General features: G+C 72.5%; 18 protein-coding genes. 2 read left to right on the top strand and 16 right to left on the bottom strand.

Features of this window, described 5'->3' with window-relative positions; genetic code table 11:
* Nucleotides 1-141 precede the first annotated feature (141 nt).
* The 3 genes from BLR95_RS03715 to BLR95_RS03705 all read right to left on the bottom strand — a co-directional run bounded on the left by BLR95_RS03715 (nt 142) and on the right by BLR95_RS03705 (nt 6,753).
* A complete protein-coding gene (locus BLR95_RS03715; protein ID WP_092615625.1) occupies nt 142-2,949 on the bottom strand; it encodes a phosphoenolpyruvate carboxylase in 2,808 nt (935 codons plus the stop codon).
* A 118-nt stretch (nt 2,950-3,067) separates the two neighbouring features.
* On the bottom strand, nt 3,068-4,468 hold the full coding sequence (locus BLR95_RS03710) for an ABC transporter substrate-binding protein (RefSeq protein ID WP_176787591.1): 1,401 nt from the start codon (nt 4,466-4,468) through the stop codon (nt 3,068-3,070).
* On the bottom strand, nt 4,465-6,753 hold the full coding sequence (locus tag BLR95_RS03705) for an adenylate/guanylate cyclase domain-containing protein (protein ID WP_092615619.1): 2,289 nt from the start codon (nt 6,751-6,753) through the stop codon (nt 4,465-4,467). The genes BLR95_RS03710 and BLR95_RS03705 overlap by 4 nt, the downstream gene beginning before the upstream one ends.
* Nucleotides 6,754-6,986: 233 nt before the next feature.
* On the opposite strand from BLR95_RS03705, the gene BLR95_RS03700 reads away from it, so the two are divergent.
* Complete coding sequence (locus BLR95_RS03700; protein WP_092615617.1) at nt 6,987-7,847, top strand: fumarylacetoacetate hydrolase family protein; 861 nt, start codon at nt 6,987-6,989, stop codon at nt 7,845-7,847.
* Nucleotides 7,848-7,913: 66 nt separating this feature from the next.
* Here BLR95_RS03700 and BLR95_RS03695 read toward each other — a convergent pair whose 3' ends face one another.
* The 13 genes from BLR95_RS03695 to fliF form a co-directional block, all read right to left on the bottom strand.
* Nucleotides 7,914-8,450 carry a hypothetical protein gene (locus tag BLR95_RS03695; protein WP_143130924.1) on the bottom strand — a complete coding sequence of 179 codons (537 nt, stop codon included), beginning with the start codon at nt 8,448-8,450 and terminating at the stop codon, nt 7,914-7,916.
* Nucleotides 8,451-8,545: 95 nt separating this feature from the next.
* Entirely contained in the window at nt 8,546-9,361 is an 816-nt protein-coding gene (locus BLR95_RS03690; RefSeq protein ID WP_176787589.1) for a PIG-L deacetylase family protein, read from the bottom strand.
* Entirely contained in the window at nt 9,358-10,608 is a 1,251-nt protein-coding gene (locus BLR95_RS03685; RefSeq protein WP_092615608.1) for a glycosyltransferase, read from the bottom strand. The genes BLR95_RS03690 and BLR95_RS03685 overlap by 4 nt, the downstream gene beginning before the upstream one ends.
* 243 nt (nt 10,609-10,851) lie before the next feature.
* The gene (locus BLR95_RS16195; protein WP_143130923.1) at nt 10,852-12,552 is read right to left on the bottom strand and encodes a hypothetical protein; all 1,701 of its coding nucleotides are present in this window, start codon (nt 12,550-12,552) and stop codon (nt 10,852-10,854) included.
* Nucleotides 12,553-12,589: 37 nt separating this feature from the next.
* A complete protein-coding gene (locus tag BLR95_RS03675) occupies nt 12,590-13,429 on the bottom strand; it encodes a MinD/ParA family protein (protein WP_092615602.1) in 840 nt (279 codons plus the stop codon).
* Between the two features lie 103 nt (nt 13,430-13,532).
* Nucleotides 13,533-14,933: a flagellar biosynthesis protein FlhF gene (locus BLR95_RS03670; RefSeq protein WP_176787586.1), complete on the bottom strand. Its 1,401-nt coding sequence runs from the start codon at nt 14,931-14,933 to the stop codon at nt 13,533-13,535.
* 42 nt (nt 14,934-14,975) lie between these two features.
* Complete coding sequence (gene flhA / locus BLR95_RS03665) at nt 14,976-17,117, bottom strand: flagellar biosynthesis protein FlhA (protein WP_092615599.1); 2,142 nt, start codon at nt 17,115-17,117, stop codon at nt 14,976-14,978.
* A 6-nt stretch (nt 17,118-17,123) separates the two neighbouring features.
* Complete coding sequence (locus BLR95_RS03660) at nt 17,124-18,494, bottom strand: sigma-54-dependent transcriptional regulator (protein ID WP_092615596.1); 1,371 nt, start codon at nt 18,492-18,494, stop codon at nt 17,124-17,126.
* A gap of 53 nt (nt 18,495-18,547) precedes the next feature.
* Nucleotides 18,548-19,444, bottom strand: coding sequence for a motility protein A (locus tag BLR95_RS03655; RefSeq protein ID WP_245689229.1), 897 nt, complete (start codon nt 19,442-19,444; stop codon nt 18,548-18,550).
* 18 nt (nt 19,445-19,462) lie between these two features.
* Nucleotides 19,463-19,822: a flagellar motor switch protein FliN gene (gene fliN, locus BLR95_RS03650; RefSeq protein ID WP_092615593.1), complete on the bottom strand. Its 360-nt coding sequence runs from the start codon at nt 19,820-19,822 to the stop codon at nt 19,463-19,465.
* A gap of 12 nt (nt 19,823-19,834) precedes the next feature.
* Nucleotides 19,835-20,947 (bottom strand): FliH/SctL family protein, encoded by a 1,113-nt coding sequence (locus BLR95_RS03645; RefSeq protein ID WP_092615591.1) that lies wholly within the window; start codon nt 20,945-20,947, stop codon nt 19,835-19,837.
* On the bottom strand, nt 20,947-21,966 hold the full coding sequence (gene fliG, locus BLR95_RS03640) for a flagellar motor switch protein FliG (RefSeq protein WP_092615588.1): 1,020 nt from the start codon (nt 21,964-21,966) through the stop codon (nt 20,947-20,949). The genes BLR95_RS03645 and fliG overlap by 1 nt, the downstream gene beginning before the upstream one ends.
* A 22-nt stretch (nt 21,967-21,988) precedes the next feature.
* Nucleotides 21,989-23,647: a flagellar basal-body MS-ring/collar protein FliF gene (gene fliF / locus BLR95_RS03635; protein ID WP_092615585.1), complete on the bottom strand. Its 1,659-nt coding sequence runs from the start codon at nt 23,645-23,647 to the stop codon at nt 21,989-21,991.
* A 220-nt stretch (nt 23,648-23,867) separates the two neighbouring features.
* Here fliF and BLR95_RS03630 point away from each other — a divergent pair, with 220 nt between their 5' ends.
* Nucleotides 23,868-24,575, top strand: a complete 708-nt coding sequence (locus BLR95_RS03630) for a formyltransferase family protein (protein WP_092615582.1) — start codon at nt 23,868-23,870, stop codon at nt 24,573-24,575.
* Nucleotides 24,576-24,643 lie beyond the last annotated feature (68 nt).

The following is a 24,643-nucleotide window of genomic DNA, read 5'->3' as shown; positions in this document are numbered from 1 at the left end:
GGCCCTCCCCAGACCCCACCCTGAATCAAAACCCCACACAGGGGGCCAAGCCCCCCTGTGTGGGGTTTTAAGTCACGGCGGGGGTCCGGGGGGGCCCCTGGTCCCCCCGGCGGGGGTTCAAAGGGGGCAGCGCCCCCTTGGTTACCCGGTCGCCCCGAGGCCGGCGGCGATGGCGTTGACGGTTTGCAGCAGCGGCGGCAGCAGGGCGTCGGCCTGGTCGGCGTGGTCGTTGTTCTTGGCCTCGCGCCACGCCTGGAGCAGTTTGATCTGGCGCTGGTGGATCGGTTCCAGGGCCGGGCCGCGCAGGGCCAGCACGTGGTGGACGCGGGGCCGGGTGTCGGCCAGCGGGCCCTGGTAGATGGCCTCCAGGCCGTGGCGGGTGCGTTCGTATTCGTCGAGGATCGGGTCGAGCAGGCGTTGCCGGGTGACCGGGTCGCCGACCAGCCCGGCGTAGCGCTGCATGATCGCCGGATCGGCGGTGGCCCAGCCGGTGGCGGCGTTGCTGATCAGGTAGTGCAGGGGCGGCCAGTCGGCGTCGCGCTTGCAGGTGGCGAGGCGCTCGAAGGTCTCCGGGTCGTCGTCCAAGAGGTCGAGCAGGGCGCTGCCCACGCCGTACCACGCCGAGACCAGGAAGCGGGCCTGACTCCAGGCGAAGACCCAGGGGATGGCGCGCAGGTCCTCCATGGTCCGCTTGCCGGTGCGCCGGGCCGGGCGCGAGCCGATGCGGCTGGCCTCGATCACGTCGATCGGCGTCGCCTGGGCGTAGAAGTCCATGAACCCGGGGGTTTCGAGAAGCTGGCGGTAGCGGGTCCGGCTGGTCTCGGCCAGCCGCGCCATGATGGGCGCCAGCGGGTGGGCCGCGCGACTGGCCCGGCGGCCGCGCAGGGTGGCGTTCAGGGTGCCGGCGGTGAGCAGTTCCAGGTTGTGGGCGGCGGTGACCACGTTGGCGTATTTCTGCGAGATGGTCTCGCCCTGCTCGGTCAGCCTCAGGGCCCCGTCGATGGCGCCGGGCGGCTGGGCGCGCACGAAGCGGTGGGTGGGGCCGGAGCCGCGGCTGATGGTGCCGCCCCGGCCGTGGAAGAAGCGCAAGGTGACGCCGTGCCGCTCGGCCACCTCGACCATGGCGGCCTGGGCCTGATGCAGGCCCCATTGGCTGGCCACCAGACCGCCGTCCTTGCCGCTGTCGCTGTAGCCGATCATCACCTGCTGGCTGGGCCTGGGGGCGCCGCTCTGGCGCTGTTGCCGGGCCAGGCTGGCGCGGGTCACCGGGTGGGCCAGGAAGGCGTCGAGGATGGCCGGGCTGTGGGCCAGATCCTCGATCGTCTCGAACAGCGGCACCACGGGCAGCGGACAGGCGGCGCCGTCCTCGCCGAAGGCGAGCAGGCCGGCCTCCCGCGCCAGCAGGTAGACGGCCAGAAGGTCGGCCACGTCGCGGGTCATGCTGACGATCAGCGCGCCCAGGCCGGCCGGGCCGTGGGTTTCCAGGCGCTGGGCGACCACCGCCAGGGCGCCGATCACCGCCTCGGCGTGGGGGCCGGCCCGGCGGCCGTCGTGGATGAAGGGGCGCGGCGAGGCCAACTCGCGGTCGAGCATCTGGCGCCGGCGGTCCATCGGCCAGTCGGCGTAGTCGGCGCCGTCGATGCCGCCGGCGGTCAGAAGGTCGGCCAGGGCGCGGTCGTGGAAGGCGCTGTTCTGGCGGATGTCGAGGGCCGCCAGATGGAAGCCGAAGGTCGCCACCTGCCGACGCACCGGGGTGACGTCGCGGCGGGCCAGACGCTCGGCGCCGATCTCCTTCAGGGTCTGGCTCAACAGGTCGAGGTCGGCCAGCAGCGCGTCGGCCGTCCGGTAGCGGCCCGGGGCCGGCGGGCCGAGCGGGTCGGGCAGGGCGGCGATCATCAGGTTGAGGAGTTGGCGCCAGGGCTCATCGCGGTTGCGGGCCAGGGCCGGCGGGGCGGCTTCGCCCAGGGCCTCGGCCAGGGCGTCGAGGCGGTGGCTGAGGGCTTCCGGCACGGCCTGGCGGGAGACGCTGAGCGACAGCCCGGCGGCGAGCCGGGCCAGGGCGGCGCGCAGGTTGTCGAGGGCCCGGGTGGCCAGGCTTTCCAGGGTGCGGGCGGTGACCTCGGGGGTGACCAGGGGGTGGCCGTCGCGGTCCCCGCCGACCCAGTTGCCGAAGCTCAGGCGGGGCCGCCGGGTGGCCTCGTCCAGGCTCGCCGGATCGAAGCCGACACGCTGCCAGGCGGTCAAAAGGCGGCGGTCGAGCCAGGGCAGGGTGGCCGGGAAGACGTCGCCCAGGAAGTGGAGCACGATGCCCAGTTCGCCGGCCACGGTGGGCTTTTCGAGCAGGATCTCGCCGGTCCGCCACAGGCGTTCCAGGGCCGCCTTCATGTCCTCGCGCAGGCTGGCCCGCTCGCCCGGGGTCCACATCTGGTTCTCGGCGTCGACCAGCAGGCGGTAGATGGCCCGGTGGTGGTGCAGCACGCTGGCCCGCTTGGCCTCGGTCGGGTGGGCGGTGAGCACCGGCTCGACGTGGACCTCGACCAGGGCGGCGGCAATCTCGGCCTCGCTCCAGCCATCGGCGGCCAGCCGGCTGAGCACGTATTCCCAGGAGCCCGAGTCGGCATCCAGGGCGCCCTCGCTTTCCACCTGCCGGCGGCTTTGGGCGAGGGCGTTCTCCTCGGCCTGATGCAGCAACTGGAAGGCGATGGAGCGGGCTTCCACGGCCCGTTCGGTCAAGGGGTCGTCGAGGTCCTGCGGCCAGTCGTTGACCCCCGGCGCGTCGAGCGCGATGGGGGCGCCGTTCTCGGCCGGCCAGGGCAGGCGCCGGGCCAGCTCGCCCTCGCCGATCTCGTGCAGGACCTCGGCGAAGGCGTCCATCAGGTGGCGCAGGTCGCGGTCGACCTTGGGCAGGGCCGTGGCGTCGGACAACCGCGAGGTTGGCGCTTCGGTCATGATCCATCTTTCCTGGCTGGATGGGGAGTCCCTGGATGGAGAGTCAACGGTAGCCCATTGGGCCGATGGCCGGGAAGGGCCGAGCGATGACCGTTCGGTTGAGACGGCGCGCACCGGCTCAGCGGCCCAGCAAGCGCAACGCCTCCCGCTGGGCCTCGGCGGCGGCACTGGCCGGGTCGCGGAAGCCGCCGACCACCCGGGCCACCATGTGACCGACCACCCGCTCGGCGTAGATCAGCCCGGCCCGGGGCTCGGCGTAGGCCCGTCCCGGATCGTGGCCGCTGACGATGGAAAAGGTGGCCGGGGTCTTGAGGGCGTCGGCCAGCCGCTGGGTGGTGTCCCGGCCGAAGGTGCGCAGCACGCCGAGCCGGTCGCGCAGGAAGGCATCGTCGCCGCCGATCCCGCCGAGCACCGGCAGCATGCCGCCCGGCGACATGTGCAGCCAGGTGATGTAGGCATCGCGGCGGAACAGGAAGCGGGCCACCTGGCGCGCCGCCCGGCGCCGTGCCGGGTCGCCGCGGGCGGTCAGCCCCAGGCCGTTGATCGAGTTGAAGGCGCCGACCCGGCCGCCCTGGCGCAGGGCGACCACCGGGGCGCTGTGGCGGACCAGGGTGGAATCGAAGGGGGCCCCGGGGAGGTCGTCGAAATGATCGCCGCCCAGCGAGTCGGCGGCCACCTCGGGGATGGCCAGATCGTCCATCAGGAAGGTGGAGTAGAACAGCATCCCGGCCCGGCCCTGCAGGTAGTAGTCGCGGGCCCGCCAGGTCAGGGTGCCCGGCCCGGCGTGGTTGGCCAACTCGCGGTAGACCCTCAGCGCCTCGACCATGCCCGGGCTGTCGAGGCTCGGCCCGTCGGCGGTGAAGACGGCGGCGCCGAAAGCGCGGGCGATCATCATGAAGCACTGCTGGGTGTAGTAGTCGCCGCCGGTGCCGAGGATGACGCCCCGCCGGTCGCGGGCCGGGTCGTTCAGCAGGCGGGCGGCGGTCAGCAACTCGTCGATGGTGCGCGGCGGCTCCAGGCCGTGCTCGTCGGCCAGCCAGTCGGCGCGCGTCCAGATCACCTGCGGCCAGCCGTGGAAGGGCACGGCGAGCAGGCTGCCATCGGGGCGGCGCAGGGCGGCCAGGGCGCCGGGCTGGAAGTCGAGCGCCCCGACATCGACCACCACCCGGGCGGTGGCGGCGGCATCGAGGAAGCCCTCGGCGTCGAGCGCCAGCAGGGCGTCGGCGCCGGTGTTGATCAAATCGGGGCGGGGCAGCAGGCTGCGCCCGGCGCGGACCAGCCGCAAAAGGTCGACCAGGTCCTCCTCGGGCACCACCTCGATGTTGACGCGGGGACCGCCGGACAGCGCCCGCTGGACATCCAGCAGGTGGCGCATGGTGATGCGGCGCCGGGGCTCGAGGTCGGTGGTCCACAGGCTCAAGGGCTGGTTGGTGCGCCCGAGCGGGCCGGCGCCGCCGGTCAGCAGGGCCGCCCCGACGCCCACGGCGCCGCTCAGGAAGGCTCGCCGGGGCAGGCTCATGTCTCCTCCATCCGGCGCACCCCGGTCCATTGGTCGGCGGCGGTCGGGTCGGCGGCCAGACGGGCCGTCAGGTCGCGGTACTTGATGGCCAAGGGGTCGTCGGGGCGCTGCCCGGCCAACTCGGCGAAGAGCCGCGCCGCGCCGGCGAAGTCCTGCAGGCGGCGCAGGCGGTCCTGAGCCGCCGCCCAGCGGCTGGCGAAGGCCACCGTGCCGCTGTTCACGGTGTGGCCGCTCACGGTACCTGGGGGGCCACCTGGGCCGCCACCTGGGCCGCCACCTGGGCCGCCAGCCAGTCGACCCCTGGGATGGACCCCGAGCAACTCGAAGATGCGCACCGCTTCCCGCGACCCCTTGGGCTGAACCCGGTCCACCTCGCGGGTGACGAAGGCGCCGTCCAGGCGTTGGCGGAGGTGCTCGGAGAGCAGGATCCCGGTGCCGTAGACCTTGTTCAGCCCTTCCAGCCGCGCCGCCATGTTGACCGTCGCGCCGATGGCCGAATAGTCCATCCGTTCCGAGGAGCCCAGGTTGCCGACCACCGCCTCGCCCAGGTGCAGGCCGAAGCGGGTCGGGAACGGCGGCAGGCGGTTTTCCTTCAGTCCGGCGTTGAAGGCCGCCACCCGCCGGTGGGCCTCGAGCGCCGCCAGGGCGGCCAGCCGGGGATGGTCCGGGTTCAGGGTGGGGGCGTTCCACAGCGCCATCACGGCGTCGCCGATGAACTTGTCGATCACCCCGCCGTTGGCCGTGACGGCGGCGGTGATCTCCTCGAAATAGTGCGAGACGCGGACCATCAGGTCCTCCGGCTCGACGCTTTCGGCCAGCGGGGTGAAGCCGGTGATGTCGGTGAACATCAGACTCAGCTCGCGCCGTTCGCCGCCCGGCCGGGCCTCGCCCCCGGCGGCGACGATCTGGCGCACCAGCTCCCTGGGCACATAGTGGCCAAAGGTGGCCAGCGATTTCTTCATGGTCTGCTGGGCGGTGGCCAGATCGTGGATTTCGCGGACCGGCGAGCGCACCCGTACCTCGCCGCTCATATCCAGCTCGCGGATGCGTGCCGCCTCCGCGGCCAGTTGGTTGAGGGCGTGGGACATGCGCCGGGCCACCACATAGGTCAGCGGCAGGCCGAGCAGGGCGAGGGCGGCGGCGAACAGCAGGCTGTCGGCGAGCAGGTCGTCGACCGGGCCGGTGAAGTCAGCCAGCGGGGCGGCCATGGCGACCACCAGGGGCTGCCCGCCGGGCAGGTTGACCGGCACTCGGCGGACCAGCAGCGGACCGTCGTTCCCGGCGGCCTCGTCGATCAGCGCCACGTCGGCCGCCGCACGTTTGGCGAGCAGGGCGTGCACGATTCCGGCATCGCCCAGGTCGCCCAGGGCGAGCGGCCGGCCGCGCACCATTTCGGCGCCGGTGCGCAGGCCCTCGGGGCCGCGATAGGCGATCACCTGCTCGTCGGTGGTGACCACCAGCAGGCGACCGTTGGGGGTCAACGCCTGCTGTTCCAGGAAGGCGGCGATGGCGGTCAGGGTCAGGTCGAGCCCGAACACCCCGGGCAGGTTGCCATCGAAGCCGCGGGCCAGGGTCAGGCCGGCCGAGCCCAGGCTGTCGAAGGTGTAGATGTCGGTCAGCGCCACCTGTTGGCTGTCGCGGCCCTGGCGGTACCAGGGGCGTCGGCGCGGGTCGTAGCTGGGGTTCTCGACCACCTTGGAGCCGAGCAGTTGGCGCGCCGGGTCGAGGTAGGTCCACACCTCCAGCCGCCGTCCCGGGTCCGGGGTCAGGATCACCCGATGGATGAAGCGCGTCCCGGGCGGTGCCCCGTGGGCCCGCGCCACCATGCGGTTGCGCAGCTTGGCGCGCAGGGTGTCGGCCGACTCGTGGGGGATGGCGATGATCTGGTAGAAGGCACCGTCGGCGTAGCCCATGTAGGCCGAGTAGAGGGCCGGATAGGCGTCCAGCGCCTGCATGATGTACCAGCCCGCCGGATGGATCAGCAGGTCCGGCGGGCGGGCCAGATCGGGCAGGCTGGCCGACAGCCGGGCGAGCACCGCCGCCGGGGCGAACAGCGCCTCCACCTGGTGGGCCACGCTGGCCGTCACCTCGCGCGACAGGGTGCGCCCGGTGGCCTCGGCCACCTGACGGCCCTTGACGGCGGTGAAGCCGGTCATCACCAGCACCACGCCCAGGGTCAGGGCGGCCATGATGGTGAACAGGTTGACGGCCAGCGGCACGCGCAACCCCAGCCGGCGCCGCCAGAGCGGCGTGGTGCCGATATCGCTGCCGTCCGTTCCGCCCATTCGGTTCGCTTTCCCTCGCGCCTTCCGACGCCTCCACCCACCGAGCATCCCACGCCGGCTTTCCGGGTCAAGGGCAATCGCCTGGTCCGGCCGGTCGGCGGCGGGGTCTGGCTGGCGTCTGTGACCGGCCTCACGGGGCGCCGCATTGCCGGTTCCGTCGGCGACTCGGCGGGGTTAGACTCGGGGCCAAGCCTCCCTCGGGACGCTGTCACGACCAGAGAGCACCCCCTGCCATGCGCCTGCTTCGCCACGGTTCGCCGGGGGCCGAAAAGCCCGGCCTGATGACCCCCGACGGGTCGATCCGCGACCTCTCCGCCCGCCTGCCCGAGTTGACTCCGGGGGCGCTCGATCCGGCCTGCCTGAAGCGGCTGGCGGGGCTCGACCCGGACAGCCTGCCGCCGGTGATGGGCGCGCCGCGCCTCGGCGTGCCGCTGGTCGGCATCGGCAACATCCTGTGCATCGGCCTCAACTACCGCGACCACGCCGCCGAGACCGGACTGCCCCCGCCGGCCGAGCCGATCCTGTTTTCCAAGCATACTTCGGCGTTGTCCGGCCCGTGCGACGCCATCCGTCTGGCCCCGGGCTCGACCCGCACCGACTGGGAGGTGGAGCTGGCGGTGATCATCGGGCGCCCGGCGCGCCGGGTCTCCGAGGCCCAGGCGCTGGACCACGTGGCCGCCTACGCGGTGCTCAACGATGTCTCCGAGCGCAGCTTCCAGATCGACCGGGGCGGCCAGTGGATCAAGGGCAAGTCGTGCGACACCTATTGCCCGCTCGGCCCCTGGCTGACCACCGCCGACGAAGTGCCCGACCCGCAGAGCCTGGGGTTGTGGCTGTCGGTGGATGGCGAGATGCGCCAGAACGGACAGACCGGCGACATGATCTTCGGGGTGGCCGAGCTGATCGCCTATGTCTCCCGGTTCATGACCCTGAAGCCGGGCGACGTGTTGGCCACCGGCACCCCGGCCGGGGTCGGCATGGGGCGCGGCGAGTACCTGAGGCCCGGGCAGACCGTGCGCCTGGGCATCGACGGCCCGGACGGTCTGACCCTGGGCCAGATGACCCTGCCGGTCGAGGCGACCCCGGAAGACTGAGGTCGGGCGACCCGGGCTTTTCCGGGTCGCCTCGTCCAGCCAGCTCGGGGTGGGGGCGCGTCGTGGTCAGGGCGCGGCGGCGGCGAGGCAGGGCAGCGGCGTCGCCCCGCCGCGCTGGCGCGGGGTGGGCCGGCTCGCCACGGGCGACAGGTCGCCGGCGGCGAGGCCGCAGCGGACCAGACTGTCGGCCAGCCGGCGGGCCTTGGCGATCAGGGCCAGACGGCCGGCGGTGCCCCGGCACAGCCACTGGGCGAGGCCGCTGGCGTGGCTGTCGGCACCGGCCAGGAACAGGGAAACCAGGGTCAGCAGGTCCTCGGCCCGGCGCCGCCGCAGGCGCCTGGCCTGGGCCGGGTCGGCCAGGATCAGGCAGGCCGGCAGCGGGCGGCGGGCGGTGCGCCGCCAGGCGGCGCCAAGGCTCGCGGCGCCGGCCAGCACGGCCTCGCAGTCGGCCAGGCCGAAGCTGCGCTGGCAGAGGATGGCCAGCCCCTCGTCGGGGTCGGCCGGGTCGCCGGCCATCCCTTCCTCCAACGCCCACAACAGTGCCTGGCGCGTCGGCGGTGCCGGCGTCGGGTCCGCTGCGACGATGCTGAGGTGGCAGGGCATGGCGGTTTCCCTCCTTGAACGTTCCGGTGTCTGCCGAATGGTGAGGGAACCATAGCCGAGGCGGCTCGATTTGTAAATGCGAACTATTTGCAGAATCAGGGCCGGGAGCGCGGATCGTCCACGAAGGCGCCGAGGACGGGGTAGACCTCGGCCAGCGGCGTCTGGTCGATGCGCGGGTGGCTGAACGGCACCCAGTGGAAGCGGCTCCAGAACAGCGGCGGCGGGTGGGGCGGGCGGCCGTAGTCGGCGGCCGGCCGGAACCGGCGCAGGTGCTCGCCGGCCGTGTCGATGTGCGCCAGATTGCCCCGCTGCGAGGCATAGAGGCCGAGCAGGGCCCGCTTTTCCGCTGCCTCCTCGGGGCTCGGCAGAAGCCGGGTTTCGTCGCCCCGGGGGGCGAAGAAGGTGGTGCTTTGGGGCCGCCCCGAGCCCCGGCTGTAGGCGGCGTACTCCCACAGGGCTGGGGTGTCGGTTGTCAGGGTGGCGGCCAGGGCGTGGGTGGCGTCGTGGTCCTGGTGGGCCCCCTCGAAGGCGGGCACCAGCACGGCGTCGGGGTCGCTGGTGGCAATGGCCGCCCGCAGGCGGGCCCGGGCCTCGGGCAGGTGGTGGCGCAACTGGCGGGTCGGCCACGCGGGCCACGGGCCGGCCAGGGTGGCGCCGAGCCGGGCCAGGGCTTTTTCGGCCTCGCCCAGACGGGCCGCGACCCGCTCCGGCTGGGCCGCCCGCTGCCACGGCCACAGGGCCGCCGGGGCCGGCTCGCCGTGGGTCAGGAAGAGCACCGACAGGGCACAGCCCCGGGCCCGCGCCCGGGCCAGCAGCAGGGCGCAGCCGACCACCTCGTCGTCCGGGTGAGGGGCGACGATCAGCAGCCGCCGCGCCTCGGCCAGCCCTTGCGGCAGCTCGGAATGGCTCACCGCGCTCCCTCCCTCAACGCCGCCCGCCAGCGCGGCACCAGGTCCTCAGCCAGCACCCCGTCCCAGGTCGGCAGCCGCGCCTCGGCGTCGGCGTGGGCCGCCCGGCCCATCGCCTGAAGCCGCGCCGGGTCGGCCAGCAGGGGGGCCAGCACCCCGGCCCAGTGGCCGGGGTCGGCCCCCTCGGCCACCGCCCCGGTCTGCCCCGGGCGGACCCAGGCATCCATGCCGCTGTCGCGGTTGACCACCGCCGGGGTGCCGGCGGCCAGCGCCTCCATGACCACGTTGCCCAGCACCTCGTGGGCGCTGGGCAGCACGAACAGGTCGGCGTCGGCGTAGAGGCGGGCCACCGTGTCCTGGGGCAGCGGCCCGGGGCAACTGGCGGCCTCGCCGAGCAGGGCGGTGATGTCGTCCCGCCGGTCGCCCTCGCCGGCGCACAGCAGGTGGAAGCGTTGCCCCTTCGCCTTCAGCTCGGCCAGGGCGCGGGCCAGCACCATCACCCCCTTGCCGTCGTTGACCCGGCCGACGAACAGCACCAGCGGCCGGTCCTCGGGAATACCCATCTCGGCGGCCAGCCGGGCGCGATCCCGGCGGCCCGGGTTGAAGCGCCCCCGATCCACCCCCCGGCGCAGGGTGCCGACCCGGGCCTCGGGCAGCACCGCGAGCGCCGCCGCCCGCTCCTCCGGCCGCGAAACCAGGGCGTGGCGGCTCACCGCCTGATGGGCCGCCAGCCGTCGCCGCTGCCCGGCCTCGGCGCGGGCCGCCATCGAAAACGGTGGGGCCAGCAAGCGGCGGGCCAGCCAGCCGTCGCCCAGCAGCCGCTTCACGGTGAGGGCCGTGTACAGCCGGGTGTAGCCGGGGGTGTCGGTGTGCAGCGAGTTGACCAGCGGAATGCCGCGCCGCCGCGCCACCCCGAGCGCCGTCTTGGCGAAGCAGAAAAAGGCATCGGTGGTGTGGATCACCTCGGCCCCGGCCAGCGCCCTGGCCAGCCCCGGGTGCCATGGCCCCAGGTCGGTGGCGTCCGGGGTGTGCGAGAGGAAAGGCAGCCACGCCGTGCTGAACACCGGCCGATGCAGCCGATAGCGCACGTTGGGCGCCAACGCCTCGACGCCGCCGCCGTGGCCCATGAAGTGCACCGTCAGGTCGACCTCGGATTGCCGCGTCGCCGCCTCGGCCAGCCGCTGCCAACACTTCACATGCCCGCCGGCGTCGGGACGCAACAGCAACGGCACCACCACATGAACCCGCACCGAACCGATCTCCCCAGTATCCGCGTCGGCCCGATCAAACACCGGCCAGGGGGGGCGCGTCCACCGTGCGGTGAAAAGGGGGCGCTGCCCCCTTGCCCCCGCTGGGGGACCCTGGGGGTCCCCCAGACCCCCGCCATTGCCTGCTCTGTCTCGGCGGTTGCGTTCCACGCCAACGACCGGAGGGGGTCCGGGGGGCCCCCCTGGGTCCCCCGGCGGGGTTCAAGGGGCAGCGCCCCTTTGCCCTCAGACCACGGTGCCGGCGCCGTGGGAGTCTTGGGAGGTCAACGCCTCCGGGGTGACGAAGTGTTGGGTGATCTGCAGGGTCAGGCTGGCGTTGAGGCCGATGGCTTCGCTGCTTTCGGTGAAGCGGTACAGCAGCTCGGCACGCATGTCGTCGGGCAGGCGGTGGCGGCTGCGCAGGATCAGATCGAGGCGTTTGTCGACCGGGGTATAGAGGCCGTCCAGTTGCAGCGCCCCCAGGTTGCTCAGTTCAAGGTCGATGACGAAGCGGGTGCCGCCCTTGCGGCGTCCGGGCGGGGAGTCCTCGTCCTCCGGGTCGGGCGAGCGGCGGACCACCATGCGGATGCGGCTGATCTCGGCGCCATCGGCGAAGGGCAGGGTCAGGGTGCGCCATTCGCTGCCCAGGGCCTCGCCGCGCCGGCCGGCCATTTCCTTCAGGTCGGAGGTCAGCCGGCGGGCCAGCTCACCGCCCTTTGGGCCGGCGTTGGCCAGGGCGCGGCCGGCATCGCCGCCCGGCCAGGGGCGGCCGTCGGCGGCGCGCAGGGCGCCCATGAAGCCGACCGAGGCGGCAAGCAGGCGGGGACCGTCGCGGGGCAGGCTTTCGGCCAGTTGGCGGGCCGCCGGCGGATCGTTGCGGGCGAGCAGCTCCAGGGCCTGATCGAGCGCCGGCCAGCCCGGCCCGGGTTGGGAGAGGATGGGGGTCGGGGGGACGGTGGGCGCGGCCGGGCGGGGCGGGGTGAGGCTCGCGACCTCCAGGCCGACCCGGCTGCCCGGCGGCAGGTCGGTGCCGGGAGGAACCTGGACGGCGAGCAGGCCGGCCGGGGTCTGGATCAGCGGTTGGCCGGCGCTGGTGTTGGGCGCCACCTGACCGCTCAGGATCAGCGGCGGGCTGAAGCTTTGCGGGGCGGCGGGGGAAGCCGGGGGTGGGGTGGGGACGCCTGTGGGGGCGCCGGCCTGCAGCGGGGTGGCGGGGCGCGGCGCTGGTTGGCTCGGCGGCTGGGATGTCGCGGGGGGGGCGCCGGGGGGGATCGGGGGTGTGCCCGGCGTCGGGCTGGGCGTGCCGGCGCCTGGGATGGGGGCGCTTCCCGCGGTGGCCGCGCCGCCCGGCGTGGGCGGACTGATCGCGGCGATCCGCACCCCGAGGCTGGTGCCCCCGGGGAGCGGTTGGGTCAACGGCCCGGAAGCGGTGCCGGTGGGCGGGGAAAGGCCGGGGGCCTGGAGCACGGTGGCGGTCAGCAGGGGGCCCGGACCGGTGGTCAGGCTGACCGCGCCGGCCCGCGCCCCGGCAGCCGCCGAGGCGCCGCCCGGAGGTGTGCCCGGCGGGCCTCCGGCGAGGTTGCCGGGAGGGGTGCCCGGGGGGCCGGCGGGTGGGGTGCCCGGCGGGGCGCCGGGCGGGCGGCCATCCACGGCGATCAGCCGGGCGCCGCGCTGGCCCATCTCGGGCGTGCCAGTGCCGGTTTGCGGTCCCAGGCGCAGGGTGACGGTGCTGCCTTCGGGCAGCGGCAGCGGACTGGTCAGGCTGAGGGGGCCGCCCGGGCCGGCCAGGGTGGCGGGGCTGCCGCCGCCACTGACCAGCAGCTCGACCAGCCCCTGGCTGGGCAACGCGGCGAGCGCCGGCGGCGCGGCGCTGAGGATGACCACCGGCGGCGCCGGCGTGGCGCTTGGGGTGGCAGGCGGCGGAACGGGTGGCACCGGCGTCGACATGGTCGCCCCCTTGTGATGGGTCGCCGGCGGGCGGCGCTCAGCCCTGCCGCGCCGCCGGCTGGAGCAGGCGGCTGGCGATCGCCTCGACGTCGGCGGCGGCCTCGGCGTTGGGCGAGCGGATGAGGATCGAGGTCTGGTTGCGGATGGCCTCGCGGACCCGGGCGTCGCGGCGGATGATGCCGGCCAGCGGCGGGCTGATCTTGAGGAAGCCCTGGCAGGCCTTGAGCAGGGTCTGGTAGGTGCGCTCGCCCTCGCGGGTCGAGTTGGCGGAGTTGATGACCACCCGCATGTCGACCCCCGGGCGCTGGTGGGCGGTGACCTTGATGAAGGCGTAGGCGTCGGTCAGCGCGGTCGGCTCGTCGGTGGTGACGACCAGGATGGTCGAGGCCTGGGCGGCGAGCAGCCGCACCGGCCGCTCGACCCCGGCGCCGAGGTCGATCAGCACCTTGTCGTAGGGATTGGCCATGGTTTCCAGGTCGCCCATCAAAAGCTGCAGGCGCGACGGCGGCACGTTGGCCAGACTGCCCGAGCCGGAGCGCCCGGCGACGACATCAAAGCCGCCGGCCTCGTAGCGCAGCGCGGCCTGGTTGAGGGTCAGCCGGCCGGCGATCACGTTGCCCAGGTCGTGGCGGGGCATCAGGCCGAGCTGGATGTCCACGTTGGCCAGCCCCAGGTCGCCGTCGAACAGCAGCACCCGCTGACCGAGGCGGGTCAGGGCGTGGCTCAGGGTGATGGCGAACCAGGTCTTGCCCACGCCGCCCTTGCCCGAGGCCACGGCCAGCACGTTGGGCAGCCCGCCCGGGCCGGAGCGGGCGGGGCTGGCCGGGGCGACCGGGCGCGGTGCCAGGGACGGCGGGGTGACGGGAGGCTGGGTCATCCACAGGGTTCCTTGAGGGTGGGTGGCGGGGGCGTCACGGGCGGGCGGGTGGTGGCGGGCGGGAAAGGCGGGCGGTGGTCGTCACGGGTGGTGGGCGGGGGCGTCACGGGTCGTTGTCGATGCGCCGGTTGCGCGCCGCGGCGCGCCGCTCGGCAGCCCGATCGGGGGCCGGATCGGGGGCCGGATCGGGGGCCACATCGGCGGTGGTGGGGCTGGCGGCGGCGGCTTCGGCGGTGCGCCCGGCCGGGCCGAACAGCGGGCGCGGGGCGTCGTCGTTCAGGGCGGCGATCCAGTCGTCCTGGTCGTTGGTCGGCTGGGCCCGGCGGGTTGGCGTGCGGTTCGGCGCGGCGGGCGGGCTTGCCGCCAGTTCGGCGGGGGGCTCGGCGGGGGGCTCGGCGGGAGTCTCGGCGGGGGTCTCGGCAAAGGTGCGGGCGAACTTCTCGGCCAGGGACTCGGCCAGCGCCTTGGTGTTGGGGTCGGCGCGGCCGGGGGCGGGCGTCGCGGACGGCGGCGCCTCGGCGATGGCGGGCGCCCGCGCCTCGGCCAGCTCCGGCGGCAGCAGCAGGCGGGCCAGCACGTCGGCGCTCAGCGGGCTCAGGCCGCTGGCCACGTGGGGGCTGGCCGAGACGTTGCAGAAGCTCAGGCCGGCGGCGTCGGCGGCGGCCAGCACGCCGCCCAGGCGGCGCGTCAGGTCGAGCCGGGTGGGGAGCAGCCGGGTGGCGCCCAGGCCGGCGAAGACCTCGGCCATCTCGGCCATTTCCAGCGGGTCGCCGCCGGCCGCCAGGGTGAGCACCGGCTCCACCTCGGCGGCCCCCAGCAGGGCGGCCAGATAGTCGAGATCCTGATCGTTGAAGGGGTTGATGCCGGGGCTGTCGATGAACACCAGATCGGCCGCCCGCTGGCCGTCGCCGCCCTTGCTGTCGCGCAGCCGGGCGGCCAGGCTTTGCGGTCCCCGGGCGCGGCCCAGCTCGATGCCCAGGATGTCGGTGAAGGCCGACAACTGGCCGAGCGCCCCGGCGCGGATGACGTCGGCGCTGATCACCGCCACCGAGCGGTTGGCGATGCGCCCCCGGGCGGCCAGCTTGGCCACCGTGATGGTCTTGCCCGAGGCCGGCGGGCCGATCACCATGAAGGCGCGCGGGGCGGCCCGCTCGGGCAGCGGGGCGAAGGTGAACAGGCCGTCCAGGGCCCCGGCCAGCAGGTCGGCGGCGCTGCCGCCGGGGCCGCTGACGGCGCGGCTCATCAGGCGGGCCGCCAGGTCCTCGGGCAGGCGGTGGTACTCCAGCTCCTCGGCCAGGCGGGCGGCCAGCGACGGGGCCTGGCCGCTGGGGGGCGGCTCGAGGTCGGCCTCGATGGCGCTTTCCTCCAGGGCGGCGGTGATGCGCACCCCCTGGCCCTCGGCCATGCGCTGGGTCGAGACGATGATGGCGTCGTCGCCCAGCTCGGCCCGCACCTGGGCCATGGCGGCGGTCATGCTGTCGGCGGTGAAGCATTTAAGCCGCATGTTCGAGGCCTCCGCCGGGCCGCGTGGGGGGGTGCCGGGTCATCAGATCTGCCCCAGGGTCTTGATGCGGGCCTTGGGGTGGATCTCGTTTTGCGACATGACCACGGTCATCGGCCGGAAGCGCTCGACGATCGAGCGCACGTAGGGGCGGATGGAGGGCGAGGTGAGCAGCACCGGCGTCTCGCCCTGCATGGCGAAGCGCTCGAAGGTCTGGCGCACGGCGACGATGAATTCCTGCAGCTTCGACGGCGCCATGGCCAACTGGCGTTCCTCGCCCTGGCCGATCAGGCTTTCGGCGAAGGCCTGTTCCCACTCCGGGGTCAGGGTGACCAGGGGCACGATGTCCTCGTCGTCGGCCGCCGCGTCGGAGAGCTGGCGCGACAGCCGGCCGCGCACGTGCTCGGTGATCAGCATGATGTTGCGGGTCATGCCGCAGGCCTCGGAGATGCCTTCCAGGATGGTCGGCAGGTCGCGGATGGAGATGCGCTCGGCGAGCAGGTTCTGGAGCACCCGCTGGATGCCGCTGACGGTGATCTGCGCCGGCACCATGTCGGCGATCAGCTTCTGCTGGTCCTTGTCCAACTCGTCGAGCAGCTTCTGGGTTTCGGCGTAGGACAGAAGCTCCTGCATGTTGTCGCGCACCACCTCGGTCAGGTGGGTGGTGATGACGGTCGGCGGGTCGACCACGGTGTAGCCCCGGAACAGCGCCTCCTCGCGCGCCGCCGGGTCGATCCACACGGCGGGCAGGCCGAAGGTGGGTTCCCGGGTGCGCTCGCCGGGCAGGGTGATGTCCTCGCCGCGCGGGTCCATGACCAGCAGCATGGCCGGCCTCAGGTCGCCGCGCCCGGCCTCGACGTCCTTGATGTGGATGGCATAGGCGTTGGCGGGAAGCTGCATGTTGTCCTGGATGCGCACCGAGGGCATGACGAAGCCCATGTCCTGGGCCAGGGCGCGGCGCAGCGCCTTGATCTGGTCGGTCAGCCGGGTGTTGGTGTCGTTGATCATGGGCAGCAGGCCGTAGCCCAGCTCCAGGCGGACCAGATCGATCTTCAGGGCGGCGCTGATCGGCTCCTCGGTGATCGGGATCTGTTGGCGTTCCAGTTCGACCGCCTCGGCGTCGGCGGCGGCCTTGACCCGATCCTGCTGACGCCCGGCGTACCAGGCGGCGGTGCCGGTCACCCCGGCCAGCAGGACGAAGGGCAGGAACGGCGTGCCGGGCACCAGGGCGAGCAGCAGGGCCATCCCCGAGCTCATGCCCAGGGCCTTTGGGTAGTTGGTGAACTGGCCGACCAGGGCGGTGTCGGTGGCCTCGGTCAGGCCGCTTTTCGAGACCATCAGGCCGGCCCCGACCGAGACGATGAGGGCCGGGATCTGGCTGACCAGACCGTCGCCGACGGTGAGGCGGGTATAGGTGTTGGCGGCCTCGGCGAAGGTCAGGTCGTTCTGCACCATGCCGATGATCATGCCGCCGACGATGTTGATGGCGGTGATGATGATGCCGGCCACGGCGTCGCCGCGCACGAACTTCGAGGCACCGTCCATGGCCCCGAAGAAGTCGCTTTCGTTCTGCAGCTCCAGGCGCCGGCGGCGGGCTTCCGGTTCGTCGATCAGGCCGGTCGAGAGGTCGGCGTCGATGGCCATCTGCTTGCCGGGCAGGGCGTCCAGGGTGAAGCGGGCGGTGACCTCGGCGATGCGGGTCGCGCCCTTGGTGATGACCATGAAGTTGACCAGCACCAGGATGGCGAAGACGATCACCCCGATGACGAAGTTGCCGCCCATGATGAAGCCGCCGAAGGCCTCGATGACCTGACCGGCGGCGTCGGTCCCCTGGTGCCCCTCGGCCAGGATCAGGCGGGTCGAGGCGAGGTTCAGCGACAGCCGAAGCAGGGTGGCGATGAGCAGCACCACCGGGAAGGCGTTGAACTCCACCGCCCGGCTGATGAAGATCACCGTCATCAGGACCAGCACCGAGAAGGTCAGCGACATGGCCAGCATGATGTCCAGCAGCCACGCCGGCATGGGCAGGATGAGCACCGCGAGAACGGCGATGATCGCCGCCGCGAAGCCCAGATCGCCGCGCTTCAGGGCGTCCTGGGCCCGCTTGCCGAAGGCCTGGAAGTCGAAGCCGCCGGCCGCCGTGTCGGTGTCGGGCGAGGCGCCGCCGCTGGAAGGATCGTCGGCCATCGCCGCCTAGCCTCTCGTCGGTCCGGGGGCCGGGCGGGCCTCGCCCGGGGGCGGCGGCACGCTCAGGCCCTCGTCGCCGTACTGGCGCAGCTTGTTGCGCAGGGTGCGGATGGAAATGCCCAGGATGTTGGCGGCGTGGGTGCGGTTGCCCAGGGTGTGGCCCAGGGTCTCCAGGATCAGGTCGCGTTCGACATCGGCCACCGTGCGGCCGACCAGCCCGGCGGTGCCGGTGCCGGCCAGGGCGGCGGGGTCGCCGTCGGACGTCGCGCCGGGGACCGAGGGGCCGTCGAGCAGGGCGATGGCGTCGGGGTCGATCTCCGGGCCCTGGGCCAGCAGCACGGCGCGGTGCAGGGTGTTCTCCAGCTCGCGCACGTTGCCGGGCCAGCGGTGGCGGCGCAGAAGGTCGCGCGCCTGGGCGTTGACCGGGCGTTCGGGCAGGTCGTTCATCTGGCTGTACTTGCGCACGAAATGGGGGATCAGCACGTCGATGTCGGCCGGGCGCTGGCGCAGCGGCGGCAGGGCCACGGTGACCACGTTCAGGCGGAAGTAGAGGTCCTCGCGGAAGGTGCCCTTGCGCACCTCCTCGGCCAGGTCGCGGTTGGTGGTGGCGATCAGGCGCACGTCCACCTTCACCGGCTGGCGGCCGCCGACCCGGTCGATCACCCTTTCCTGGATGGCGCGCAAAAGCTTGGCCTGCAGGCGCGGGTCCATCTCGCTGATCTCGTCGAGCAGAAGGGTCGAGCCGGAGGCTTCCTCGAACTTGCCGACGCGGCGCGCCACGGCCCCGGTGAAAGCGCCCTTCTCGTGGCCGAACAGCTCGCTTTCCAGCAGGTTCTCGGGGATCGCGGCGCAGTTGACGGCGATCATCTCGCGCTCGGCGCGGCGGCTTTTCTGGTGGATGTGGCGGGCGATCATCTCCTTGCCGGTGCCCGATTCACCGCAGATCAGCACCGAGGCCTCGCTGGGCGCGATCTTCTCGGCCATGGCGAGCAGCTTGGCCATCGCCGGGTCGGCGTGGATCAGCGCCTGGGCGTCCGCGGTGACGGCTTCCAGGATGGCGGCGATCAGTTCGGCGTCGGGCGGCAGGGGCACGTATTCCCGCGCCCCGGCCTTGATCGCCCGCACCGCGGCCTGGGTGTCGCTGCCCACCCCGGCGGCGACCACCGGGGTGGCGATGCGCTCGGCGTCGAGCATGCCGATCAGCCGGTCGACATCGAGGGTGACGTCGATCATCACCAGATCGGCCCCGCCGTGGCGCAGGATGTCCACGCCGCCGTCGATGTCGTCCGCCTGGATCACCTTGGCGCCACGCTGCATGGCCAGCCGCGAGGCTGCCCCGATCTGTCCGCCCAGGCTGCCGATGATGAGTAGCCGCATGCCCTTGAGGTGCTCCCGATAAGGTCCGTGGTGAAAGGTCAGCCGAAGAAAGGTCAGTCGAAGAACTGGATGCGCCGGCCCGGGGGCAGCAGGCTGTTGACCTGCATCTCCAGGCGGCGCGGGTTGTCCTGGCGGTTGATGGAGAGCACGCCGATGAGCTGGAGGCTCATGGTCAGTTGCTCGTCGGCGGCGTTCAACTCAAGCTTGCTGGCCAGCGGGGCGAGCACCAGGTTGGCCAGACAGGCGCCGTAGAAGGTGGTCAGCAGGGCCAGCGCCATGGCCGGGCCGATGGTACTCGGGTCCTCCAGCCGGCCGAGCATCTGGACCAGCCCGATCAGGGTGCCGATCAGGCCCATGGCCGGGGCCACCTCGGCCCCCTTGCGCAGCACCTGGGCGGCCTGCCGGCGGTCGGCCACGGTGGCCGCCAGCTCGGCGTGCAGCATGTCCTCGATCTCGCTTTCCTCGACCCCGTCGATGACCAGCCCGATCCCCTTGTGCAGGAAGGGGGTCGACTTCAGGGCCTCCAGGGTCGGCCCCTGGAGCTTCAGGATCCCCTGCTGGCGGGCCCGTTCGGCCAGCTCCAGCATGCCACGCGCCGCCTCGTCCGGATCGGGGCGGCGATAGAGCGCGGTGCGCCAGATCACCGGCCCGGTGGCCAGCAGCTCGGGCAGGCCGAAGCTGGCCAGGGTCAGGGCCAGGGTGCCGCCCAGCACGATCAGGATGCTCGGCAGGTCGAGGAAAGCCAGCGGCGAGCCGCCCAGGGCAATCGCCGTGATCATCAGGACCAGGGCGCCGAGGATGCCGAACAGGGTGACCGGATCGCTGATCGGCCGCTCCGCCCGGCTCATCGGGCGCGCCGCCGCGCCGGCGTTCGAGGCGCCGCCGACCGGCCGACGGGCGGTCAGGCCCTCGGGCAGGGGGGGGATGTCGAAGTCGCCGTTGTCGGCCATGGCCCGGTCCCGTGCCCCTTAGCTGCGGTCGGTCTTGATGATTTCGGTCATGGTCACGCCCAGGCGCTCCTCGACCACCACCACCTCGCCCCGGGCGACCAGCCGGTTGTTGACGTAGATGTCGATCGCCTCGCCGACCTTGCGGTCCAGCTCGACCACCGCGCCCCGGCCCAGCTTGAGGAGCTGGTTGACCTCCATCGACGACTTGCCGAGCACGGCGGAGACCTGGACCGGGATGTCGTAGACCGCCTCCAGGTCGGCCGCCGAGCGCGGCCGGTCGGGGACGTCGGGCATCTCCTCCAGGGTGGTGTCGCCGGTGTTGGACGACGGCGGCGTGGAGCCGCTCAGTTCATTCAGTCGCAGTTCGTCGTCGGCCATGGCCGGGGTCCCCTATCGGGCGGAAGGTGGGTCGGAGTCGGTTTCGGGCTTGGCACCGGCATCGGTGTCGGGGCCGGCATCGGCATCGGCATCGGCATCGGCATCGGGGCCGGCGGGCGGAGGCTCGGCGGGCGCGGCCGCCGCCGGGGTGGGGGCGGTGGTCGGCTCGTCGTCGACCGGCCCGGCATCCGCTGGTTCGGCATTCGTCGGTTCGGCATCCGCTGGCCCGGCATCGGTCGGGGCCGTCTGGGGCTGGGCCGCCGGGGCGGCCTGACCCAGCGTCGGGCCGGCCGGTGGCGTTTCGGTGAGGTCGGGGTGGGTGCCCAGGTGTTCCGACAGGGCGGTGTCGATCTGCGCCCACAGCCGGTCCAGGCGGCGTTCCACCCCGCCACCGGCCCATTCCACGCGGCCATCGCCGGGGGCGGTCAGGGTGTCGCCGATGACCACCAGACGGCCCTCGAAGCCGGCCGTTTCGGCCATTGGCTGCAGGCGCTGGCGCACCGTCTCGGCGAGGCTTTCGTGGACCCGGACGACCAGCCTCGGTTCTTCCAGCAGGTCGGGCAGGACGCTGGCCAGCAGGGCCTTCAACTCGTCCAGCATGACCTGATCGGCACTGGCCGGCAGCACCTTGCGGGCGATGGCGGCGGCCACCCCGGCCGCCTGTTCGACCGCCGTGTCGGTCAGGGCGCGCACCTGACGCACCGCCTCGGGCAGCACCTGGGCGACGCTTTCCAGGGCGTCGGCGGCCTGCCGGTCGATGGCGGTGGCCATTTCCTCGAAGGCCTCGGCGCGGCCCCGGGCGTGGGCCTCGGCGCGCGCCTCTTCCAGCTCCTCGGCGCTGTAGGTGGGGGGCGGCGGTGTCTCTTCCGGCTCGTCGGCCGATTCCGGGGGCTGGTCGACGCCGGGCAGGGCGGGATCCTCGTCGCCCAGGTCGTACAGGTCGTACAGTGGGCGGGTTTCCTCGCTGCCTTCGTTGTCGGCCGCCGGGGTGGCCTCGGCCGGCCGGTCGAAGCGTCGATCGAACAGGAAGCGGCGCACCGGCGCGCCCTTCTCCGGGCGGGCCGAGCCGTGGGGGTCGGGCGGAGTGGCGGCGGTCGCCGAGGGGGCAATGACCGGGCGTGTCATCAGTACACCAGCTCGTCGTCTTCCTTGCCCTCGGAGATGACGATCTGGCCACTGGCGGCCAGCTCCTTGGCCAGGGTGACGATTTCGTTCTGCGCCTCGTCCACCTCGCGCAGGCGGACCGGGCCCATTGCCTCCATGTCCTCGCGCAGCATCTTGCCGGCGCGTTCGGACATGTTGCCGAAGAACAGCTCCTTGGTGGTTTCCGAGGCTCCCTTGAGGCCCATCGCCAGACGGTCCTTCTCGACCGAGCGCAGCAGGGTCTGGATGCCCTGGCTGTCGATGCGCGCCAGATCCTCGAAGGTGAACATGAGCTGCTTGATCTTCTCGGCCGATTCGCGGTTGCGCTCTTCCAGCGCCGAGATGAAGCGGGCCTCGGTGTTGCGGTCGAGGTTGTTGAAGATCTCGGCCATCATCTCGTGGGCGTCGCGGCGCGCGGTGCGGGCCAGGTTGGACATGAACTCGGTCCTCAGGGTGCGTTCGACGCCGTCCAGCACCTCCTTCTGGACGGCCTCCATGTGAAGCATGCGCATGATCACCTCCATGGCGAAGCCCTCCGGCAGCAGGGCCAGCACGCGGGCGGCGTGATCGGGCTTCACCTTGGACAGCACCACGGCGACGGTCTGCGGGTATTCGTTCTTCAGGTAGTTGGCCAGCACCTGCTCGTTCACGTTGCCCAGCTTGTCCCACATGGTGCGCCCGGCCGGACCGCGGATTTCCTCCATGATCTGGTTGACCCGGTCGGTGGGCAGGGTCTTCATCAGCAGGCGTTCGGTGGTGTCGTAGGAGCCGACCAGCGAGCCGGTGTTGGAAATGGCGTCGGCGAACTCGACGAACAGGCGCTCGACCAGGCTCGAGGAGATGGTCCCCAGGCCGGCCATGATCTGCGACAGCTCGCGGATTTCCTCGTCATCCATCATGCCGAAGATGCGCGCGGAATGGTCCTCGCCCAGGGCCAGCAGCAGCACCGCCGCTTTCTGTGCCCCGGTCAGGCTGCGATAGTCTTCCTTGACCCGTCCCATCGTTTTCCCGTCGCCTCAGGTCTCAGCTTTCCTGGTAGAGCCAGTTGCGGATGATGCTCAACGCCTCTTCCGGATGCTTGTCGACGATCTCGCCGATCTTGCGCAGGCTGGAGGCCTTCACCCGGCCTTCCACCTTGTCGATGTCGATCAGGTCCTCGGGGATTTCCAAATCCTCGTCGACCATGCCGCTGGGGATGGGCATGCCGCCCGGTCCGGCCAGTTGCGGCGCTCCGGCGCCCTCGGCGGTGAGCAGGCGCTGGCCGTGCTCGTCGGTCGCCGGCATGGTCTCGAAGGCCCGGTTGACCAGCGGTCGCACCACCAGAAGGATGGCCAGGATGGCGACCACGGCGACGCCCAGGCCCTCGGCCATGCGCATCACCTCTTCCTTGGTGAAGCCCAGGAATTCCCACGGCACGGCGTCGTCCAGGCCGGTGTCGAGCTGGGCGAAGCGCAGGTTGACCAGCTCCACCTGATCGCCCCGGTTGGCGTCGTAGCCGATCGCCGAGCGGACCAGGGCGCCCAGCTTCTCCATGTCCTCCTCGCTGCGCGGGGTGTAGGTGGGCTGGGCGTCCTCGGCGGCGTCGGCGGGGGGCGGCTCGGTGATGCCGTCGACCATCACCGCCACGGTCAGGCGCTGCACGATGCCGCTTTCCTTGACCCGGTTGGTGACCCGGCGGCTGATCTCGTAGTTGACCGTTTCCTCGATCCGGCTTTCGTTGTTGCTGGCCGTCGGGTTGTTGCCGCCCAGACCGGGGTCGGGCAGGTTCTGCTCGACGGTCACCGCGCCCTGATCGTTCTCGGTCGAGGCGATGGTTTCCTCGCGCGTCGTGGTCGAGCGCACCACCTGGCCGTCCGGATCGTAGACCTCTTCCTCGATCACCTGACGGTCGAAGTCCATGTCGGCGCTGACCCGGGCCTGCACCTTGCCCGGCCCCACCGTGCGTTCGAGCAGGCTGACGATCTTGTCGGACAGGGTTCTCTCGTAGTCGCGGCGCATTTCCTCCTGGCGCATGGCGACCATCTGTTCCTGGTCCTCGAAGCCGCTGGACAAAAGCCGCCCGTGCTCGTCGACGATCGACACCTTCTGCGGCGACAATTGGGGCACCGAGGCCGCCACCAACTGCTGGATGGCGGTGATCTGCTCGCTCCTCAGGCTGCCGGCGTTCAGCTTGACGTAGACCGCCGCCGAGGGCTCCTGGGTTTCGCGGCTGAACATCTCGCGCTTGGGCAGCACCAGATGGACGCGCGCCGCCTGCACGCTGTCGATGGCTCGAACGGTGCGCGCCAACTCGCCCTCCAGGGCGCGCAGCAGGTTGACGTTCTGCATGAAACTGGTCGAGCCCAGGGTGCCCTGCTGGTCGAACACCTCGTAGCCCATGCTGGCCCCGGTGGGCAGCGCCATCTCGGCCAACTGCACGCGCAGCTTCAGTTGCTGGTCGGCGGGGACGAAAATCTCGGTGCCGTTGGCCCGCATCTCGTAGGGGATCTGCTGATCCTCGAGCTGGGCGATGATCGTCTTCGCCTCGCCGGCCGCCAGATTGCCGTACAGAAGCTCCATCGGCTGGGTCGTGAAGCGGGTGGCGAAAAAGGCGATGAAGGCCAACAGGGCCAGCCCCATGCCGGCCATGGCGGCCAGGCGGGCGGGACCCAGGTTGCGCATCTGCTGAACGAATCCGGCCACGGTCTTCGATGTCCCCGGTTGGTGCCGGCGGCGCCGGCCCCGGGGCATGGGGGGGCGGCGCGTGCGGCCTTAAGCGGTGGTCGCCGCCTTGCCCCCGGCCTTTGCGATAAAGGGGGACAAGCCAGCCTGACGACCCTAGTGCCGGGCGGTGAAGAACGTGTTAACGGTGGGCAAGAGTTGCCCACCGACGGCGGATCGTGCCGCCCCGGAGCCTCGTGCCATGAACCGCTGCCTGATCCTGCTGACCGATCCCGAGCCGGTGCCCGACCTGATCCGGCGCCTGAGAAGCGACGACCGGGGCCTGGGCCTGAAGGTCGCCCACAGCCTGGGCCATCTTGAAAAGGCCCTTGCCGAGGCGCCGCCCCGGGTCCGCCTGATGGCCTTCTGCAGCGGCGTGGTGGTGCCGCCGGCGCTTTTGAAGGCGCTGCCCGGCCCGGCCTACAACCTGCACCCCGGACCGCCCGAGGTGCGCGGCCTCTATCCCTCGGTACACGCCATCTACCAGGGGCTGCCGACCTTCGGCACCACCCTGCACGAAATGGCCGAGGGGGTGGACAGCGGCCCGATTGTCGCCGTCGACCGCTTCCCCATGCCCGCCCCGGCCGAACGCTGGCGGCTCGACCGGCTGAGCCTGGCCTCGGCGCTGGCCATGGTCGGGCGTCTGGCCCCGCAACTGGCCGACATCGACACCCCGCTGCCCCACCTGCCGGACGTCCAGTGGTCCGGCCCGGCCCACCGGCGGGCCGATTTCGAGGCCCTGTGCCAACTGCCCAGCCGCATCGACGCGGCCGAATTCGACCGCCGCTACCGGGCGGTCGGCGAAGGGCCGGAGCATGCCCTGTCGATCCGCATCTTCGGCCAGCGCTTCGTGCTCGACAACCAGCGCGACCCCGCCGCCGCCAGCCGCGCCGGGCGCTCCCGGCGCTGAGCCGGCGCCGAGGTGGTTTCCCCGCCCGGCCGGATGGGGTAGAAGCGCCGCAGCAGGCAACTTTGAGA

Source organism: Roseospirillum parvum (genome assembly GCF_900100455.1).
Classification (GTDB): Bacteria; Pseudomonadota; Alphaproteobacteria; order Rhodospirillales; family Rhodospirillaceae; genus Roseospirillum; species Roseospirillum parvum.
This window is presented reverse-complemented; position numbering and strand designations above follow the sequence as displayed.